This window comes from Salicibibacter kimchii, assembly GCF_003336365.1.
In the GTDB taxonomy this organism is placed as follows: Bacteria; Bacillota; Bacilli; order Bacillales; family Marinococcaceae; genus Salicibibacter; species Salicibibacter kimchii.
Genome location: NZ_CP031092.1, coordinates 3411424 through 3431544, shown reverse-complemented (window position 1 = coordinate 3431544; position 20121 = coordinate 3411424). Strand labels below are relative to the sequence as shown.

Below are 20121 nucleotides of genomic sequence, written 5' to 3'. Positions count from 1 at the left end.
AAAGCAGGGTTCTCGCCTCTCCTACTTGTTTTACCCCGGTGGTAAACGCCCGTAATCCCGGGAGTCAGATATCGGAAACCGGAAAGGGGGATAAGGATTAAAACAAATTCAATTTTCCTCCGACCTGTCCCCTCTAATCTCTCACCTCCAGCTTTCTATTTCACTATAGGCCTCGGCATAAATCTTTTTCATCTGATGGATATGTCCTTCTTGCGAAACCGCAGCGTAATAACCCATGTTTTTCAACGCTGAGTGAGAGAGGTCTGCGTTGTTGTTTTTATTTAACAGAGCAAGCAATGGGCCATTCGTATATTGTGAAGTATATAAATATTCCCCTTCTGTGAACAAGCCCTGAAACAAGATAAAATCTGCGCCAGCATGCAACAATTTGTTTGCTTTGGTTACCGCCGCCTCGATGCCGGTGATCGAAGCATTTGCACGAATAGCCATGACTATTTTCACTTCCGGAAAGTAATGGTGCACTTGCACGATGATTTGGACCAACTCCTCGGTTAGAGGGATTTTTTCATCATCGATTTGAATCATCCGGATGCCTAACTGCCGTAATTCATACACTTGTCTAATAATCTGCTGACAGGAACGGGCATCAAGGGGCAATTGGACAAGCAATGCTAAAGCGCTCACTTGTGTGATGTTCCTGGCGCTAGCAATCATCTCCGTCACACATAACGTATAAGAAGAGGCGTAGCCATACAATTTTGATACGTCGTCGGATGATAGAAAAGCCATTCGAAACCCTTTTTGTTCCATCATCTGTGCGCTCAACGGGTCATGAGCAGACGGAACTAAAGGTATTTTTCCGGATAAAAAATCTTCGTTCGCTTGTTCTCGTTTATGTTCCATTTCGTCCCAATTCATGTGATCTGTCACTTCCTTCGTTCTTATAATGGCTTTTTATATCAAGTAGCGGAAATAACCAAGTAGCTATCTTTCCCATCGTACAACAATCTTTTCTCAACATAAATGTTCCCTTAAGGAACAATTTTTCTTTATTTGATTCTTCTTGGAACTTTTTCCTTCTGAGTAAAAACTGACCGCTATAATAGAGGGCATGTAATCACCACGTTGATAAATGGGGAATGATGCATGGACCTCTTTTCCGAACGTCTAAAATTTACGCGTGAGTCGAAAAGAGAAACATATGGTAATTGGACACAACAATATGTCGCTGAAAAGATCGGGGTGGCACGGCCCACCTATACGGCTTATGAAAGGGGTACGAAACAACCATCGCTCGATGCCGTCAATGCACTAGCCGATTTGCTCGAAGTATCCACGGATTATTTGCTCGGGCGTACGGGAGAGACGATATACCCTTATAACCCAAGCCTGCCCGGACAGTCATTAGAAGCGTTTTATGAAGACCGAAGCATAAGTGTTGACGAAAAAGCATATCTGGAAGAAGAACTGGAAAAATACCGTCGCCTTAAACAAAAATGGAAACCTTCCTCCGAAGACGACGAAACTTCAAAAAACAACTAGCGGATGTTAGATCCCCTTTGCAGATTTCCGTACATATGTTCTTCTATGTATCTAGTGTAATCAACCGAGCGCTTTTTTGCAAGAAAAAAGCCAAATGGATGTCGTCGAACATGTATAGGGGGGGGGTGGCACCCTTGTGAATATTTGCTTTGCTATGCTGGGATCCCACCCTTTCTTTTGTCCGAACTTACGAGTGATTCGACAATGGATCGGCGATCAACTGCTCCCCTGAAACCCTTCACTAGCAATCTCAAAAAATGGCTGTTATGATGGTTGTTAAAAGAATTGATTCTCGCAATACTAGTACAACGTACCAGAAATTCTTTCCCTATGCGTTCAAAGCAGAGCAGCAAGTGGACAAACATATATTCTGCGTGTTGATTTGTCATCATAGAACCGATTAAAAAATCACCTGGGATTGTTGCTCTAATTATATAAACGTTTGAAGCACGTGTTCTAAAAGGAATTTTATGGCTAAATATCGCAGCGTTTTCGACGGATAAACGATACGGCGTAGGAGATGCGCGAAGCGCTGGGGCTGATCTAGCCATGGACGTCGTCGTTGAACCTTCAAACATTTTGGTATGTCTCACGAGGTATTGATCCAAGAAGCGAACAGAACAAAGAAAGGCATCGAGGAGATTTCGAGACAGCAACGATTGAATCGTGGAAAAACAGTGGAAAGGAACCAAATGAATAGAAGGGTCTGGTACGTTCCCGTGCTTGCTTCGGCTTCCCAGCACAGCGTTGCTCTCCTTTTATGCCGATGTTTCCTGCCCTTCGACATATTCCCTCCTCGTTGCCCTCTTTCCATGCCGATGCCATGCATACTTCGACTTGCGCACACGCCTCGGCCTCATTTCATTCCGATGATGTCCTTCTTTCGGCAGTCTCGCTCCTCTTCGCTCTCCTTCCATGCCGATGCCGTACATGTTTAGGATTGCAATCTAGGTTCGTCGTTTGTGTCGAGGATAGAATGCGTCTCCAATGTTCGTATCTGCTCAAATACTCAGACCTTTTTCAAGATCCGCCAGCAGGGAAAGAATTTCTGAAGCACCCCACTAGTGTAGAACAGCTGAAAAAGTGATCACCTGGATCTGTAAATTGGTAACAGACGATTGTTAACCGGAAGAACCCAGTGAAACAAGTCGGTGTGCACTAGTACGATGTACATTTCATACTTTATTTCAAGGCATGGGAACATGACCTAAACCTGCCTTTTTTTACGATTGCAACCAGACCGGAGGAGTGACAACTTTCATGGATGATTTACAATTTCGGCAGGCAATGGGGAAGTTTTCGACAGGCGTTACCATACTTTCTACAGAACATGATGGCAAACCACATGGAATGACGGCCAATGCGTTTATGTCCGTCTCCATGAACCCGAAACTGGTAGCCGTATCTGTCGATCATAAAACGAATATGTACGAAAAAATGTTGAATGCTAAAAAATATGCAGTGAGCATTTTAGATACATCTCAAGCGGAGCTATCCAAAACGTTTGCAAAGCAATTGCCAGGAAAAGAACAGTTTGCTTTTCGTACTTTTCATTATTTGCCCGTTGTGCCCGACGCCCTTGTCCACCTCGCCTGCGATGTCGTTCAAGAAGTAAAAGCCGGGGACCATACGATCTTTATCGGTGAAGTCAAAGATGTCAGAATAAAAGACGATGAGAATGAAGACCCCCTCGTATACTACCGCAGCAACTTTTACAATCTCCGGTAAAGTAAAACTTCCACCAGAGGGGGGCTCCCCTCTGATAACCATCATCTCGCACGGCGACCCGTTTCCTGTGCAGGCCTTTGTAGATATGTTCGTCGTTTTCTTTTTCACACCCCTTCCTTGTGACCCCCGGAAAAACAACCCTATCCTGCCCCCCAGTTTTTATGACGTAAGTTGCCACACTTCTATATTTATCTTAAAATTTTGTAACTTTTCATCAAGGTAATGCCCGGGCAGGGACATTTTCAATCTGTTCCATCAACAGCGAGCATTTGATGGCCCAGCCCGGAAGCATAGAACGTTGAGCATTCATGCTTTTCAATTCCCTCTCAGCGAAAATGAGAATATAGAAGCCCTGCTCGTTTACATAAACGCGTTCACCGATGACACGCCATATCCTGTGATCTCGCCGGTCGTGACAGTTGATCGATGTTACTTTCCCGACGGTATAGGCTTGATCTTCGTCATCTACCGGTTGCGCTACAAACGACCTTGATTTTCGTAGCATCATCCACCATCTTCTGGGTCGCTTTTTAGGAAAACGCTTCTCCTCGTGGTCGCTTTTTAGGAAAACGCTTTTCCTCGTGGTCGCTTTTTACTTTCTGTTTTTAAGTGCTTTTTCAGCGGCGGCGATCACAGACATGGTTCACATTTCGTTTTTCCCGGAGAGCCGGTATGGGTGCTGACGGGAACGGTGATGGTTTTTGGCATGGGGAAGACACAGTTTCAACTATCCTGCTTTGGAAACTGTACGCATCCTTACGTTAGGATTCTCGATCGCTTTGACATCTACGGCATGATTTTGATGTCTTTTGGCTGTTATATCAGAAGCGCCTTATTTTTTCTTTTGTGTTACGACCAACTTATTTCCAGATTTAAGGCTCAGAACCATTGGTTCAGGCGAGGGATCTTTTGGGGATCGGGGCTGCTCGCCGATGGCTTGAGCCTTTTCATCGCGAATAATCATTTGCGTGTCGAATATTTTATGATGCTTTATACCAACGCGCTTATCTTTTTGCCTATTCCTTTTTTACTTTTGGTGGTCTCGTGGTTCAAAAGAGAAAACAACAAAGGGCTAAGCGTTTGAAGGTTAAACAGCGTCCCATCACCCTCTTTGTCTGCTCGCTTCATTTTGCTTTTTTTCCTCAGTATAGCTCATTGCTTTCGATTCCTTAATCGTATCCGGAGGCATCCCTTTTCCTTTCGGAACAAAGAAAGAAAGGATAAAGCCAATAAACGTGAGAATTGTAGCCAACCAAAATGCCATATTCACCCCGTGCACCATTGCCTCATTCATACTGGGCGCTTGTTCGGGCGCTAACGCCATTGACGACATAACCGTCACGAGAGCAGCGGTTCCGATCGACCCCGCTACCTGGCGCGCGGTATTATTCATTGCTGTTCCATGAGGAATCAATACATTTGGCAGCGAATTAATCGCTGCTGTCGTCACCGGCATCATGACAAAAGCCATGCCGAACATTCGAAACGTATTGACCGTCGCCAAATAAGCAAATGATGTAGTCGTAGTAAGCTGTGTAAACATAAAAGTTGTGGCGCAAACGATGAACAGGCCAAAGATCGCTAACTTGCGCGCGCCAAACTTATCAAAAATCCTACCGGTAATTGGCGACATTAAGCCCATTGCCACAGCACCCGGCAACAGCATCAACCCGGTTTCAAGCGCTGAAAAATCATTCATATCCTGCATATAAATCGGCAGAATTGTTTGCGAGCCGATCATGGACATAAAAACGATCATGCCGATGATGGTTGCCGTTGTAAATACACCATACTTGAAAACCCGAACTTCGAGAATTGGCTGTCGTAAAATAAGCTGACGCCACACAAACAGACCCAGCGTGACAAGACCTAAGCTCATCGGCAGGAGGACGTTCGGATCTGCCCAACCATACGTCCCGGCAAAGCTAAATCCATAGAGCAAACCTCCAAAGCCAAGCGTCGATAAAATCACCGAAAAAATATCCAATTTTGGATCACGTGTGAACGAAACATTTTTTAACACCCTATATGCAACAATGATATTCAAGACGGACAAGGGAAAGATAATCCAAAATAAAATCGACCAATGGAAGTGCTCGATGAGATATCCGGACAATGTCGGTCCGACCGCCGGCGCAAATGCAATAACCAGGCCGACCATTCCCATGGCGAAACCTCTACGCTCAACGGGAAACACTAGGAGAAGTACCGTTTGCATGAGCGGCATCATAATGCCGGCACCGGCAGCCTGAATAATCCGTCCGAAAATGAGCGCTGCGTACGTGGGCGCCAGCGCACATAACAACGTTCCTAACGCAAATAAGCCCATCGCGGTAAAAAACAAACGACGAGTCGTAAACTTTTCTATTAGAAAAGCAGTGACGGGGATCATCACTCCATTCACAAGCATAAAAACCGAGTTCACCCATTGGCCTAAATCGGCGGATATTCCGAAGTCGCTCATAATATGCGGCAAAGCAGTGGCGAGCAACGTTTGGTTCAAGATTGCCATAAAGGCACCTGTCAACAGTATGGCAGCGATTGTTTTTACATTTTTTGTTTGAGACGATTGCGAACTAGTCGTCATCTATATACCTTCTTTTATCTATCATTGCTATTTGCTTGATTTCGCAATTCCAATAAATCGTATAGTTTTTTTCTTTCCTTTTCAATAGACACCCACTGTCCTAAGTAGAGGCACAGGGCATCCAACAAATATGTGCGAGGGGCGTCGGCCTCTGTTTCCCGGTACAAGGTTTCAAGGGTGCGGTCTATATCGGGCTGTTGCCCGGTATCGGCATGATTTTTCACTTTTTCCCGAAGAAGATAGCAGACTTCATCAATCTCTCCTTGAACGCCCGCGGGTTTCATATCTTTTTGATACACTTCATAATCGTGCATCACTTCCGACGTCAGCACCGGTGATGCGGTGGGATATGAAGCCATTATCGTATCCAGATGCGAGATAATTAAATCTGCTACGTCATGTATCGACAAAGCCTTATGATCATCTCCCATGAGTACAACATATTCCCGCATCGTCCCTTGGAAAAGCGCGACTCTATCCCACAGATACGGATGCAATGACTCTCCATACGCATTTAAGAGGCTATCGCGATGCCAATTCATTAACGCGACCCTCGTCCGTTTTAACATCCGCATCATTTCCGCATTTTTCGTGAGAGGAACAGCGCGCATGAGGGAATGCAACAAAGAGCGATTATTTTTCATCGCTTCCAGTTCAATCACAATTTTTTGTCGCAGTTCTTCTTTCGGAGATAACGATTGATCAAGGTTGATGTCCGTTGTTTTCATTAACCACTGGTCAAGGTTATACTCCAATGCCTCTAGCAAAAGCTCTTCTTTTGAGGAAAAGTGTTTATATAATGACGCTTTGGAGATGCCGCAATGTTCGGCGATCTGCTGCATGGACGTAGCATAATAACCATCCACCGCGAACCGTAGCAACGCATTTTCCATGATCTGCTCTTTCACGTTTATCACTTCTTTAGGATTGTAACTGACTAGTCTATTATAAAACCGAATAGTTTTCATTCTATAGTCCCATAGATGAAAAGTCAATCTAAACTGCTTGAAGCGGGAAGGTGCCCCGACATGAATAGGGGCGCTGCGGATACCTCCTTCCGCCCTATCGTGCATCCATTGTTTCAAACAGAACGAGAACGGAAATATGATAATACATCGTATTCGAAGGAGGAATACATCATGTTGATACGCACGCGTGATTTTCAATCTTTTTCCTTATCCGGATCAGACGAAACGTTCGGATCCGTAACGGATGTTTATTTTGATTCAGCAGGTGAATGGAAAGTTCGTTTTCTTGTGGCCGATACACGCCCTTGGTTCATTGGTGGAAAAGTTTTGCTGAGTCCCGAGCTCGTCAACCGCTTGGATATACAAGCGCAAGAAGTGGACATCGAAGCCACGAAAGATCAAATCAAAGAAAGTCCGAAACCGGATGAACACGAACCCATCTCACGAGCATACGAAGCCTCGATCCTCGATCACTACGGATTAGGCTATTACTGGGCTGCACCGAATTATGGCCCCGGGCCTGGGCCGATGCTCCAGGGAGGGGGGCCTGTATCCCCGTTCACGCCCGGCGCGACATTGGACGACAATACGGAAGCAGGTGTTAGTTCCGATATGGTGAGAAAAGCGGTTAAACGTGAACAACAGAAGAAAGTCAATAAGGAAGACTATTACTTGCAAAGCACCAAAGATTTGCGAGGGTATTCGGCCTATGCATCCGAAGATAAAATAGGAACCATTTCCGACGTCGTTTTTGATATGAACAACTGGCAAGTGCGCTTTATGGAGGTGGATACAGCAGGACTCCTTTCCAAGGATAAATATCTCGTTCCCGTGGAATGGTTTAGAGAATTTGTTCCGGTAGAGGAGCAAGCCCACACTCGTTTTGCTGATCGCGATATCGTGGAGAGTGCCCCCGATTATGATGAATCTACCCCATTGACGGATGATTACGTCGCTAAAGTCCGCCGGCATTATGGCACCCCGCAGGAACAGGCATAAGGTGTTGGTCGCAAGTTACGAAACGTTGAATTGTCAATATTATTGCAAAGATAGCGCTTGGCGGAGTTTTGTCTGCCTGGCGCTGAATACTTTTTCAAGTTAATTTACAAATGTTTTGAATTTCACACTTGACATACCATCGTTGTTGAATCATAATTTGATTAATATCGAATGTGTATTTAGATATATATAGGAGATGTTACCATGGCGATATCGACAGAAAATATACATTTACAGACGTCACCGGTCGTTGAACTGCTGTGTTTGATGTTTCGATTGAATAACGATGATGTCATGGAATTAGAGCACGTTGCTTCCTTCACATCACCGGAAATCGATCAATGGGTGGAAAATACCCGTAATAAGTTATCCGATGAAATAAAGAATGAACTTGCTGTTTTTTTTCAGCAGGAGAGTTTGATTGGTTTCATTGTTCTTACATTCATGATTAAGAAGAGCGCTTATACTGATATTCCTGATTTTATCAATATGCTTGAAAATAGCTCTGTTTCAGAGTATTATCACTCCTTGCTGAAACTCGGGGGTACAACAGATGAAACAGATAATGTTGAAGAACCGGAGAGCGTGATTCAGCATTTAGATAAGGGTTCTCTTTCTGAGGAGGAAAAATGGAAGCTGACTTATCTGATTTATGATGTGAAAAGAACAAAGCAACGTCTGATTTACTTACTAAAAGAGATTTGTCACCTTATACCCCAAAAAGAAATGGAAAAGGCACTCGAAAGACAGGAAAAGATGATCCATGAACTTAAAGGAGAATCTGATCAGGTTGATTTGTCTTACTTTGAAGGTCTATGGACGAGTAAGAGCGGTGAGGATGTATATCTTTTCCCTTGCTATGTTCTTGACGTTTCCCATGTTATTGCACCGGATACCCGGTTGGGTTTTGTGTTATGTGTGTTAGGCGTGCGGCATATTGAACTGCTGGAATCAAAAAAGGATACCAAGAAATCCTTGGAAAAACTTAAGATATTATCTGATGAACGTAGATTCGAAATTCTCCGGTTACTGAGAAAACGTGCCCGTTATGGCTATGAATTGGCGCAACAATTAAACATATCCAATTCGACGATCTCTCATCACCTGAGCACATTGGTGGTTCATCATCTGATCAAGGCTATAAGAACGGAAAATAAAATATATTATGAAATCAATCAATATGAACTTCAGAGAATTATCGATGACTTGACAATGGAATTTGTGGATTGAAGGGGATGCATGAAGTGTTCTCTTCATAGATTTATGGTTTCATGTTCGATGAACATGAAACGTCTGTTTTGATATTAATGCCATGAATGTTGACCGAGGGTAGGCACACCAATAGAGGGTTCATGCTCTACGAGAAGCATCGCGGTTACTGTTTCATTTTTTTGACTTTATATTCGGTGAATATGAAACAACTAATTCGATAATAATAGGAGGCATGGGATGTTTGCGCGTAATTTTAATGTTTTGTTGGCAGGGATGTTTACAAAAGGTCTGGGGGAAGGGGTTTATTTAATCGCAGGCATGATGCTCGTGCTTGAGCTGACAGGGGACCCGTTTTATTCTGGTCTCGCCTTGTTCGCCATCAGCATACCGACATGTATCGGTTTTCTTATCGCTCCGATATCCAATTATTTTAGTTATAAGCTTGGGCTTATCGTTTGTGAGTTTCTGAAAGCATTTTTGCTTCTGCTCATACCACTGCTTTTTTTTAATGATTTTCTGCATGTGTCTGTGGTGATTATGACTATGTTTGTCATCTCGCTTATTTCACAGTTCACTTATCCGATTGAATCAACGCTTATACCCAGTGTGGCAGGTAAGGAACATGTCGTGAAGGCAAATTCGATCATAAACATGATGAGGGAAAGCTTGGACATTGCCTTCTTCGGCGCGGCGGGTGTACTCGTTGCCTACTTTGGGTCAGCTGAAACGTTACTGATAACAATGGTTTTTCACTTTAGCACCGCGATTGTTTACACTTTTTTTAAACTTGACGGGATTGATCGGCAGAATCCGATAGAGTTGAATACATTCGTACAAAACTATCTAAAAGATTTCGGTGAAGGATTTCGGTATGTCAAGGATTCCATCATCCCTCATATAGTGATTGCCGCGGTGGCTGTAAATTTCTTTCTAGGTAGTATGATGGCAGCATTGCCGACATTTGCATTGAGTAATGGCAATGAGAGTTTTTATGGATATTACATGGTGGCGATGACCGCCGGTCTTTTTCTGGGATCGTTGAGTGCTCAGAAATTAAAAAGAATCTCTTATGGGAAACTGAATATTCTCGCATCTCTACTGGCCGGACAGTGTTGGGTGGCAGCTGCTTTCTTTCCGCCCATCTTTTCCATCGTATCGTTCGGGGCGGGATTCATTGCTGTTGGTGTAATCAATATTATGATTTTCTCAGCCATTCAACAACAAGTGGAAAGCCGTATGATCGGCCGGGTCATCTCGGTTGTTTCTAGTGCCAGTGCCATCAGTTTGCCGATCGGCACTTTGACTGGAGGAATGATGGCTTCTGTCTTCGGCAGTGCATTTCCGATTATCCTAGGTGGGGTTGGGCTGTCCCTATATGGTTGTTACTGGCTCTGTCATCCGGCATTACGTTCACTTCCTGTTATTGACCACCTCAAGCTGGTGAAAAATACGGAAGCTGAGAAAGACTACGCTTAAAGGATTAAAATTGCCCAGCATTACTGATAATATGTCGGGCGATGCCTTCCTTACTGAGCTTTTTGTGCTGTTGCTTTTTATTTAGGTATGACGTAAAGTGGTCGTCCCCACTCAAAATGCCCGAAAATGACGATAGCCTCATTTGAACCTGAAATGCATCGTATCTCATTTGGTTCGTATCTAGCCGGCGACGGAAGGACCTCCCGATATGAAAAACCGCTGCACTACTGCAACGGCTTTATCCCATATCTTCATTCATCCATGTTGTTTTTTCTTCAATGTCTTGGCGTCGCTGTTCCTTCTTTTTGGTTGATGCCGGCCAGCCAATGTAAATAAAACCAACAACGCCCCCGCGTTCAGATACGTTGTACAAACGGCGCATTTCCGGATGATAGGTCGGTGCCCCGCTTCGCCAAATCGCACCAAGGCCAAGGGAATGGGCCGCCAACAGTATATTTTGAACGGCGGCATGAGCTGCCGCGTATTCTTCGATATCAACCACTTTATCTTTTGTCGCCGGCTCTACGACTACGGTGATGACAACGGGCGCACGAAACGGTTTTTCCTCTTTTTTCGCCAACTTTCGCGCTTGTTCATCGTCTGATCGTTCTTCTTCACTGTCCATGCTTTCCACCGCTATTTTGCGCAATGTTTTCCCGAGCGGACGACGCCCTTCCCCTTGTTGCACAAAAAAATTCCATGGTTCCGTATGATGATGGTTTGGCGCCCACATTCCCGCTTCCAATATCGTTTCGATCAGTGACTTATCCACTGGTTTATCGGGATGCACTTTTCCGATGCTTCTTCTTGTTCGTATCGCTTCTAACGTTTCCATCGATCCTTCTCCTCATTATTTGACTGATGCAGCGTACGTTGTCCTGATTTCCGGCCAACGGTTACGGGGATGAACACGGCATTCTTCACAGCAAGCGGCTTGGTGGTTTTCCTCACAATCGGTGCAACAGACATATTGGAGATTACATTCGGGGTTGGAACAATTGATATAACGATCCTCTGTTTTCCCGCAGTGGTGGCAGCTGGAAATGACGACATCCTCTTCGGTGTGATTCGCTCTGATGGAAATACGCTCATCAAACACATAGCATTTGCCATCAAATAAATGGCCTTTCACTTCCTCATCCTGACTGTAATTGACAATTCCTCCATGGAGTTGATAGACGTCGTCAACCCCTTTTTGTTTAAGAATGCCCGTCAATTTTTCACAGCGAATACCTCCAGTGCAGTAAGTGATGACTTTTTTCCCTTTGAAGTGATCAATGTTCTCCTCAATCCATTCCGGGAATTCCCGGGACGTGCCCACTTCCGGCTTGATGGCATTGCGAAAATGGCCTATTTCGTATTCGTAATCATTGCGGCCATCAATGACAACGGTCTCTTCTTCTTGAAGTGCCTCGTGGAACTCCTTCGGTGTTAGATACTCTCCACCGATGTCATTCGGGTTTACGTCATCCTCAAGGCGCCATGTGACAATTTCTTTTTTTGGACGGACGAAGATTTTTTTAAATGCGTGTCCTTCCGCTTCATCGATTTTAAAGTCCATATCACTAAATCTCGGATCGGATTTGACATATTCCATATAGGCTTCGGTTTGTTCGATCGTTCCGGAAACCGTCCCATTCAACCCTTCGGGGGCAACGATGATCCGTCCGCGCAACCCTAGGTCCTTACAATATTGCAAATGTGCTTCCGCGTATTCTTCGTAATCCAGCATGTCTACATATTTATAATAAAGTAAAACGCGATAATTCTTTTGATCGTCCATAACAGGTTCCCTCCGAAACATGATTCTTTTCCAAAGACTATCGTAACAGATTTTCGGTTGCTTTTCACGAAACAAAAACGACGAGAGGCGCCACCAAAATAAAACACACCAACGTTTGATGGATGGTGTGCTGGGTGTGTTAGGGTTGATCATATCTCTTTGACAACCATTTCCATAACGAAAGGACGCTCCTACTTACGATCAAAACACTTGCGAGCGAGGACGTATTAAAAAGCCAGTTCCATGCTTTCCACCTCACTGCGCCGGTCTTTTTCTCCACGAAGTATTCGATCAAAGTATGAGCGCTGCTGTAAAGAAAAGCTGTCCCGATAATGCTCCATATTTTTGCATGATAGGTAGATTGATTAAACCAGACACAAAAAAGAGGAAGAACAAGATACTCATAAACGACATTCCCGTCAAAATATCGCGGGAAAGGACGCACGGGATATTTTATTTTTTTCGCTTTCACCGCCAGTTGGGCAAGAATAGAAGCAAGATACCCCGTAGCAAAGAAAATAAGTCCCCATTCTTTCACTCTCTTTTTACCGAGGGTAAACGGAAGGAAAACCAAACAGAGAACAAAAATAATACGCGTGATGATACGTGTGGTCGATCGTTCCAATGTATTATCACCTACCTGACTTTTCCTAGGTATAATGTTCTCACTATTTGAAGGCATTATTCACACTCATGCAGGAGGTGATGAAGTTTTCCAGATAATAAACGGCTTTTTCTTCATCGAATTTTCCCTCCCGCTTTTTTCCATAGAAAACGAGGGAGGTTGGGGGTTCCCAAGGCAACGATTGCGCGACCTGACCATGGGTCATTGCCCAGATGAACGCCGTGCCCATGAACACGGCATCTGCCCCTAACGCCATCGCTTTTAAACATTCGCCGGGGAGGGTCAGGCCGCCGCCAATAAGCGGAATATCAGGACGAGCGGGTGCTTGGCATTCGACCCGATGGTCGTTGCCAGATCGATGGAACTCTTTCCATCCGCAGCGGCGTTGATAATTGAGCGGGAGAAAAGATACGTCTGTCAAAGTGGTGGAAATCGCGAGGACTACCAAAAGGGCGGTTGATGATTGTCCCCGACGTGGCCCGCAGGCTGTTTTTCATAATCGTGTTCGGGCTCAACCGGGTCATGGCGGAAATCAATTCCCATAGATTGTCTTCATATGTTTTGGACATGAATCGCTTTAACATTCGCGCGAAAATCCGTTTCATGATAGGCCTGGTAAGAAAGACAAAAAATAACACGCTGAAGAGCAATAACAAACTTACGACAACGAGTGTGTTTATGAGAAAAGCGTCCACTCAAACCTGAGCATTGCTATTGCCCTCCGACTGCTTTGTATATGTGGCAACCCCAAGTGGAGACCATTTCCAGATTAATGTTTTCACTTGCTGGGCTTGGGCCTTGTTCGAACAATGAACCAAAAGAAACACTTCCGTCAAAGGTTCTTTTTTCTTCTGTAATTCATTTTTCCGCGTCTTTTTGATTCTGAATACATCGATCACGCCGCCGAGGATGGCCCCTATGCCTAGGCCAATGAGTCCCACCAAGATCGGCCCCAAATCTAACATAAAACCGTAAATCAAACCGAACAACGCGAGAATGGTTGCGAGTATAGGCAAGATTTCAAACGATTTCTGATGGTAACTCGTTTCGGTTTCTAGATCTACTTTCTTTGCTAATGGAAGAGCGAGGATGTTTTTTCTGTCGATGTTGTTATATTCAATTTCCGCGATGACTCTTTCCAAGTTTTTATTTAGCTTAAAAGAAGCAACGACATACATGAGTTCCCCCCCTCCCTTCCCATTAAACGGGCAACTGAAACTGCTCGTGTTGATAGGTTTTTTCCAAGTGAAGTCGCTGATATAGTTTGTATACATCATTGTACTCGACCGTTTTTAAGTAGGCATCATAGACAAAAAATCCATAAAACGAAGGAAGGTTCATTAACCATTGGGGATTTGTTACGTTTCGGGCCGCGTCGAAGTTGCCCACCATCGTGTATTGGAGAGCCGGAAGCGCTTGGGACATATACATAATAAGAACGAGCAAAGGAACCAACAAAAGGATGAGCAGTCGATTTATATAGATGTGGCCGAGACCCGGAGCTAACATAGACCAAAAAACGGCTATGGATGGCTTTTTTTCTTCCAGCCTGTTGAAACTATACATGGACATGCTTTTGGAATAGATGTCGTAGCCGATCTGGCGGGCAATGACATAATCTTCATTTTGTACCCTGGTCCGTTGATAACTATTCCAAATCGCAAAAAAATAAATGGGAAAGTATGCTAAAAACCAATTTGTATCTACCGACTGGATCGCTTGCTCGAACTTCCCGGTAAATGAATAATAGATGGCTAAATTTAAACCACTTAATATATTAATCAAAACCTCATGAACGAGAAGGACGAATCCGATGAAATAGTTGCCCAAAATAAAATGGCCGAAACCGGGATAGGCGGCAGACCACCAAGCCACCACCGAGGGATTCGTTATATCGACATTGTTGGTCATGGACGGACTGATAGCGGCGATGATGCCGCGGTAGTTTTCCGTAGAGTTCGTCAGTCGCAATAACGCCACCACCTCATTCAAACTGAGCACATAGTGTCTGTTAATTTTACAGAAATATACATACCTGTCATCATCGTGGCCAAATTCGCATCATACCTTTATAGGGTGTTTGGGATCCCGAGCACACTGTGGGACAAGTCGTGAAAAAGGTCGAACTCAGTGTCAATCGGCCAGATGCAGTCGTCCGTCGTTCTGTTTTCAGCGATCGCCCAGATTTCACCATTTCTCACGATGTTTTGTAAACGAAGAAGCATGGGGTGTTTTTATAAAAAGCTTCTAAACACACCATTAGTGCCTATTGGTTGAAATTCCCGCTGTCACCTTGGCTAAACGCAGCTACAAACAAAGTAGACGCCATTGACTTGATGTAACAAGCACTAAGTGGCGACTAGTAGCGTGTTTCAGAAGTTCTTTCCCTTGGTTGATCGCAGAGTGACATGCCACCTTTATGAGGTGCGATAACGCGAATGCCGTCCCCCTCAGAGTGAGAAACCACCCTTTAGACGGACGGTACCGCAAAAATCGTCCTTCTCAGCAGGGGCTGAAGCGCTTTTGCATCGGTCACCTTGTATGATCGATGAAATCAACGAAAGTGTTTGTCTGATATATGCGTATCATCGGGAGGAACTGTGAGTATGGCGAACAAAGAGAGAAAGAATTTCTGAGACAGACCACTAGCATTTGAGGCTTCCCCATATTTTTGTGCCACAACTGCCGGGTGGCGACTAATTTTGGCCGTACCCCTATTTTTTGGCGCCACAACTATGGGTGAACGCTTATTTCAGCCGTTCTGCACTAGTATTTGGCTCTCTTTGTTATAGAAAGAGGGACATTTACAGGCTAAGAACCGGAAAATGTCGTTTAACCCGCGATAATTTTCGATCTTTTCACAATCTGAGCCTTAACGGAGTTGACACTTGAAACCCCTTTGGATAACCATATCCAAAGGGGTTCTGTATTCAATTACACGCAGCGTTCACACGGACAGCTGTTAACGTCGTTCTTTCCCTTCCTCGGGGAGAATCGTTTTCGCCACTTGTTCATCAAGCGCTTCGTGGTCATAGTACCGAATCGTCTCGTAGAGTTCCGCCCGTGATTGCATGTGGTCCAAGTGGTCTTTTTGCGTGCCTTTTTCCAGGATTTCCTGAAAAACTTCCGCGTACGCTTTCGCGGCAACACGCATGGAGGTTACCGGGTATATGACCATTTGAAAACCGAAAGAAGCAAATGCATCAGCCGTGAAATACGGCGTTTTTCCAAACTCGGTCATATTCGCGAGCAATGGGGCATCTATACGGTTGGCAAAAAAACGAAAATCTTCTTCGCTCGTTAAAGCCTCCGGAAAAATGGCGTCCGCGCCTGCTTCAACATATGCGCGGGCGCGATCAACAGCGGCATCTGCGCCTTCGACCGCCTTTGCGTCTGTTCGGGCAACAACCGCGAGCGTCGGCGCGACCTTTTTGATCGTTTGTACCTTTGCGGCCATTTCTTCTGTGCTTACGAGCTGTTTTCCGTTTAAATGCCCACATTTTTTCGGCAGCGATTGATCTTCGATTTGCACGGCGGCCACGCCTGCTTCAACCATTTCTTTTGCCGTCCGCGCAACATTGAGCACGCCGCCAAATCCCGTATCAATGTCGACGAGTAACGGTAGATCAGAAGCGCGAATGATATCTTGCGCCCGCTCGGCGATCTCGTTGGAATAGATGAGACCAACATCCGGTAATCCACGGCTTGCCGTGTAAGCCCCTCCCGATAAATACAGGGCTTGAAAGCCTGTTTCTTTTGCAACGAGTGCCGACATGCCATCATGAGCCCCCGGCATTTGCAATATTTGGTTCTTGTCGCTAATCAAGTCCAGAAACGCTTGATAGCGTTCTTGTTGACTGGATTTTTCCGTTACGATCCAACTCATTTTCGTTCCTCCTAAATGATGAAGCTCGCCATAAAATCATTGACCGTCGTTTTTCTCAACCGCTCGTCATTGACGCATAAATCTAACAGATCGTCCGCTTGCCTGGCTGGGAATTTCGTTTTTAGGTTTTCGTGGTATTTTTCTTCAAGCAATGGAGTGCTTTCTTCCCGACGCCGGCGGTGCCCGAGCGGGTACTCCACAGCTATATTTTCCGTTTTGGACCCGTCTTTGAACGTCACCTGCACGGCATTGGCAATTGAGCGCTTATCCGGGTCAAGGTAGTCCTCCGTGTACTGGTTGTTTTCTTCGGTATACATCTTAAGGCGTAATTCGTCAATCTCCGGATTTTTCGCTACTTCATCTTCATAGTGGTCAGCCGTTAATTCGCCGTAAATCAAACCGATGGCCGTGATGTATTGCAAGGAATGATCGCGGTCTGCAGGGTTATGAAGCGGTCCCGTTTTATCGATGATGCGGATGGCAGATTCATGGGTCGTGATCTTGACTTCCGCGATTTCATCCAATCGCCACGCGACCTCCTCGTGCAATTTGATCGCCGCTTCCGCAGCCGTTTGCGCGTGGAATTCCGCCGGATAAGAAACTTTGAAAAGGACGTTTTCCATCACGTAGGAACCGAGCGGGCGAGCCAAATTAATCGTTTCGCCCCCGAACAGCACGTCTTGGAACCCCCAATTCGGTGCTGTAAGCGCGCTCGCGTAGCCCATTTCGCCTTTCATGGTCATGAGAGCCAGGCGCACCGCGCGGCTCGTCGCGTCCCCGGCTGCCCACGATTTCCGTGACCCTGCATTCGGAGCGTGACGATAGGTTCTGAGGCTGGAGTTATCTACCCAAGCTTGAGATAGCGCATCAGCGACCTGTTCTTTATTGCCGCCCAACATGGCTGTTACGACTGCGGTCGTTGCAACTTTTACAAACAGGACGTGGTCCAATCCTTGACGGTTCAGGCTGTTTTCAAGCGCAAGCACCCCCTGAATTTCATGGGCTTTCACCGTGGCGACCAATACGTCTTCCATCGTAAGCGGCTTCTCTCCGTTCGCTAATCGTTGGCGGCTCACATAATCGGCCGTTGCCAAAATACCGCCAAGGTTGTCGGACGGATGGCCCCATTCAGCCGCGAGCCACGTGTCATTATAATCGAGCCAGCGAATCATCGTTCCGATATTAAACGCGCCTTGAACCGGATCAAGTTCAAATTGGGTCCCCGGTACGCGTACGCCATTCGGAACCGTCGTTCCCGGCACAATCGGACCTAAATGTTTGGTGCATTCCGGATAGCGAAGCGCCAACAAGCCGCAACCGATCGTATCGAGCAAAACATACCTGGCTGTCTTAAACGCCTCCTCGCTTTGGATTTCCCCATTCACCGCATAGTCTGCGATAGCTAATAGCACTTCATCAGTGGTTGGTTTTTCATTTGCTTTTGTACTCATTTGCAAGAAGCCTCGCTTTCTTTTTCTATCATCCATTTTTTGGGTGCAATCCGCGCGGACCTGTATAATTAACGCGCGGGCGGTAAAGGCGGTTGTTGGCATGTTGTTCGATCACGTGCGCGCCGAGTCCGACCACTCGGGCCGCGAAGAAAATCGGCGTGTACAAGGGAATCGGGATGTTCAATAAATAATAGACAGGTGCCGCATAATAATCGAGGTTTGGATACAAGCCTTTTTCTTGACGGATGATATCTTCTCCGCGCTCACACATTTCATAAAGGTCTTCTCGGCCTCGATCCACTGCAAGCTTATGCAGGGCTTGTTTCATGAGCAACGCCCGCGGATCCATTTTCTTCATATAAACACGATGGCCGAAGCCCATGACACGTTCTTTATTGCGCAGCTTTTCATGCAACAACTTCGACATACCATCGACCGTTTCCGCTTCAAGAAGCATGTGCATGACCGCTTCGTTCGCCCCGCCATGCAAGGGGCCTTTTAAAGATGAGACCGCCCCGGTCATAGCGCCGTAAATATCGGCGTTTGTAGAAGCGATGACACGTGCCGTAAACGTTGAATTCGGCATCTCGTGCTCGCTGTACACCATGAGCGATTGGTCAAATGTTTCCGCTTCCAAATTCGTCGGTTCTTTTCCCGTAATCATATAAAGAAAGTTCGTGCTATACGGCAAATCCGGATTAGCGGGGACAGGATTTTCCCCTTGCAATGTGTGGTAGCTGTTGGCGACAATGTTTGGGATTTTCGCCAATACTTTCAGTGCCTTGTCCCGGTTCGCCGCCGTGGAACGATCATCAATCTGCGGATCATAGCCCGCCAAAGCGGAAATGCCCGTCCGCATTGCATCCATGGCGTGCGTTTCTTTTGGAAGCATGGAAAACAAATCGAAGAAATTTTCCGGAAGCGCATATTCTTTCTTCAACGCGCTCTCCATGGATAACCGTCCGCGTTGATCCGGCAAGGAACCTTCAAACAAAAGATGGACGAGATCGAGATAGTTTATCTTTTCGGCAAGCTCGATGAGATCATAGCCTTTAAGGACGATTTCCTCGTTCTCCACATCTAAATACGAGATTTCCGTGTCCGTAGCAATGACACCGTCAAGGCCGGCTTTCACTTGCTGCTCTCCCATTCAAAGCACCTCATTCCCTTGGTATATACTACTTATTTTCCTATTTCTTTCACATACGGCTCGATCGTTTCCTCAATGGTAACGAGGCTACGTCTGATATGCTCGCGCATCGCTTCTTCAATGTCCATTCCGGTTTTCTTTGCTTTTAAAAGCTGTAGAATTCTTTCATGTTCGTCCAACGGCGTTTGCAACGAGTACCCCGGGTTTTTATAACCCCCGATCCGGCGGTATCGATCAATTTTATTTTGTAATTCCTGCAAAAAGCGTTTGTTCGTTTCATTGGTGCTCAACGCGTGTAAAATTTGATGAAAATGTTCGCCGTGTTTCACAATCTCATCGCTTCGGTTTGTTTTCACCGCTCGGTGCATGAGTTCGACGACATCTTCGAGTCTATAGAGAGATTCTTCCGTCATATTTTCCGCCGCTTCACGGGCGACGAGACTTTCCAACATCTCCCTTACCTGAAAGACATCCCTGGCTTCCTGCAATGTGATCGGCGCGACCATCATGCGACCATTCGACTGCTTGACGACAAATCCTTCCAACTCCAGACGATAAAGTGCCTGGCGAAGCGGTGTCCGACTAATCTGCAAATCTTTGGAAAGGTGTTCTTCTCGCAAAGGAGCAGACGGTGCGTACATTAACTCAATAATGTTTGTTTTCAGTTGTTCATAGGCCAAATCAGCGGCTGACATTCGCTTTTCGTACACGAATACATTCTCCTTTTTTTAAGAAGCGCATCACCACACTTCC

At 45.6% G+C, this 20121-nt stretch carries 19 protein-coding genes; 5 read left to right on the top strand and 14 right to left on the bottom strand.

Going from position 1 to position 20121, the window contains the following annotated elements:
• Positions 1-141: 141 nt before the first annotated feature.
• Positions 142-879: an isocitrate lyase/phosphoenolpyruvate mutase family protein gene (locus tag DT065_RS17430; protein ID WP_114375554.1), complete on the bottom strand. Its 738-nt coding sequence runs from the start codon at positions 877-879 to the stop codon at positions 142-144.
• 228 nt (positions 880-1107) lie between these two features.
• On the opposite strand from DT065_RS17430, the gene DT065_RS17425 reads away from it, so the two are divergent.
• Together DT065_RS17425 and DT065_RS17415 are read left to right on the top strand one after the other, a co-directional pair.
• Positions 1108-1503 carry a helix-turn-helix domain-containing protein gene (locus tag DT065_RS17425; protein ID WP_114375552.1) on the top strand — a complete coding sequence of 132 codons (396 nt, stop codon included), beginning with the start codon at positions 1108-1110 and terminating at the stop codon, positions 1501-1503.
• Between the two features lie 1260 nt (positions 1504-2763).
• A complete protein-coding gene (locus DT065_RS17415; protein WP_114375549.1) occupies positions 2764-3231 on the top strand; it encodes a flavin reductase family protein in 468 nt (155 codons plus the stop codon).
• 214 nt (positions 3232-3445) lie between these two features.
• On the opposite strand, the gene DT065_RS17410 is transcribed toward DT065_RS17415, so the two are convergent.
• The 3 genes from DT065_RS17410 to DT065_RS17395 form a co-directional block, all read right to left on the bottom strand.
• Positions 3446-3739 (bottom strand): hypothetical protein, encoded by a 294-nt coding sequence (locus DT065_RS17410; protein ID WP_114375547.1) that lies wholly within the window; start codon positions 3737-3739, stop codon positions 3446-3448.
• A gap of 594 nt (positions 3740-4333) precedes the next feature.
• The gene (locus DT065_RS17400) at positions 4334-5818 is read right to left on the bottom strand and encodes an MDR family MFS transporter (protein ID WP_114375544.1); all 1485 of its coding nucleotides are present in this window, start codon (positions 5816-5818) and stop codon (positions 4334-4336) included.
• Positions 5819-5832: 14 nt separating this feature from the next.
• Positions 5833-6786 carry a TetR/AcrR family transcriptional regulator gene (locus DT065_RS17395; protein WP_160112636.1) on the bottom strand — a complete coding sequence of 318 codons (954 nt, stop codon included), beginning with the start codon at positions 6784-6786 and terminating at the stop codon, positions 5833-5835.
• Between the two features lie 171 nt (positions 6787-6957).
• On the opposite strand from DT065_RS17395, the gene DT065_RS17390 reads away from it, so the two are divergent.
• From DT065_RS17390 to DT065_RS17380, 3 genes are all read left to right on the top strand, one after another.
• Positions 6958-7785 carry a PRC-barrel domain-containing protein gene (locus DT065_RS17390; RefSeq protein ID WP_160112635.1) on the top strand — a complete coding sequence of 276 codons (828 nt, stop codon included), beginning with the start codon at positions 6958-6960 and terminating at the stop codon, positions 7783-7785.
• A 276-nt stretch (positions 7786-8061) separates the two neighbouring features.
• Complete coding sequence (locus DT065_RS17385) at positions 8062-9015, top strand: ArsR/SmtB family transcription factor (RefSeq protein ID WP_160112634.1); 954 nt, start codon at positions 8062-8064, stop codon at positions 9013-9015.
• A gap of 219 nt (positions 9016-9234) precedes the next feature.
• Positions 9235-10473, top strand: a complete 1239-nt coding sequence (locus DT065_RS17380; RefSeq protein ID WP_114375536.1) for an MFS transporter — start codon at positions 9235-9237, stop codon at positions 10471-10473.
• Between the two features lie 238 nt (positions 10474-10711).
• On the opposite strand, the gene DT065_RS17375 is transcribed toward DT065_RS17380, so the two are convergent.
• The 10 genes from DT065_RS17375 to DT065_RS17325 form a co-directional block, all read right to left on the bottom strand.
• On the bottom strand, positions 10712-11308 hold the full coding sequence (locus DT065_RS17375; RefSeq protein WP_114375534.1) for a nitroreductase family protein: 597 nt from the start codon (positions 11306-11308) through the stop codon (positions 10712-10714).
• A gap of 15 nt (positions 11309-11323) precedes the next feature.
• A complete protein-coding gene (gene trhO, locus DT065_RS17370; protein ID WP_114375532.1) occupies positions 11324-12256 on the bottom strand; it encodes an oxygen-dependent tRNA uridine(34) hydroxylase TrhO in 933 nt (310 codons plus the stop codon).
• A gap of 139 nt (positions 12257-12395) precedes the next feature.
• A complete protein-coding gene (locus DT065_RS17365) occupies positions 12396-12881 on the bottom strand; it encodes a CBO0543 family protein (RefSeq protein WP_160112633.1) in 486 nt (161 codons plus the stop codon).
• 43 nt (positions 12882-12924) lie between these two features.
• Positions 12925-13302 carry a beta/alpha barrel domain-containing protein gene (locus tag DT065_RS17360; protein WP_160112632.1) on the bottom strand — a complete coding sequence of 126 codons (378 nt, stop codon included), beginning with the start codon at positions 13300-13302 and terminating at the stop codon, positions 12925-12927.
• 274 nt (positions 13303-13576) lie between these two features.
• On the bottom strand, positions 13577-14059 hold the full coding sequence (locus DT065_RS17350) for a hypothetical protein (RefSeq protein WP_114375524.1): 483 nt from the start codon (positions 14057-14059) through the stop codon (positions 13577-13579).
• A 22-nt stretch (positions 14060-14081) separates the two neighbouring features.
• Positions 14082-14852, bottom strand: a complete 771-nt coding sequence (locus tag DT065_RS17345) for a hypothetical protein (RefSeq protein WP_114375522.1) — start codon at positions 14850-14852, stop codon at positions 14082-14084.
• Between the two features lie 991 nt (positions 14853-15843).
• Positions 15844-16767 carry a methylisocitrate lyase gene (gene prpB / locus DT065_RS17340; RefSeq protein WP_114375520.1) on the bottom strand — a complete coding sequence of 308 codons (924 nt, stop codon included), beginning with the start codon at positions 16765-16767 and terminating at the stop codon, positions 15844-15846.
• An 11-nt stretch (positions 16768-16778) separates the two neighbouring features.
• Positions 16779-18218, bottom strand: coding sequence for a bifunctional 2-methylcitrate dehydratase/aconitate hydratase (locus DT065_RS17335; protein ID WP_114375518.1), 1440 nt, complete (start codon positions 18216-18218; stop codon positions 16779-16781).
• A gap of 28 nt (positions 18219-18246) precedes the next feature.
• Positions 18247-19368, bottom strand: a complete 1122-nt coding sequence (mmgD, locus tag DT065_RS17330; protein WP_114375516.1) for a citrate synthase — start codon at positions 19366-19368, stop codon at positions 18247-18249.
• Between the two features lie 32 nt (positions 19369-19400).
• Positions 19401-20078, bottom strand: a complete 678-nt coding sequence (locus DT065_RS17325) for a GntR family transcriptional regulator (protein WP_227002656.1) — start codon at positions 20076-20078, stop codon at positions 19401-19403.
• Between the last annotated feature and the right edge of the window lie 43 nt (positions 20079-20121).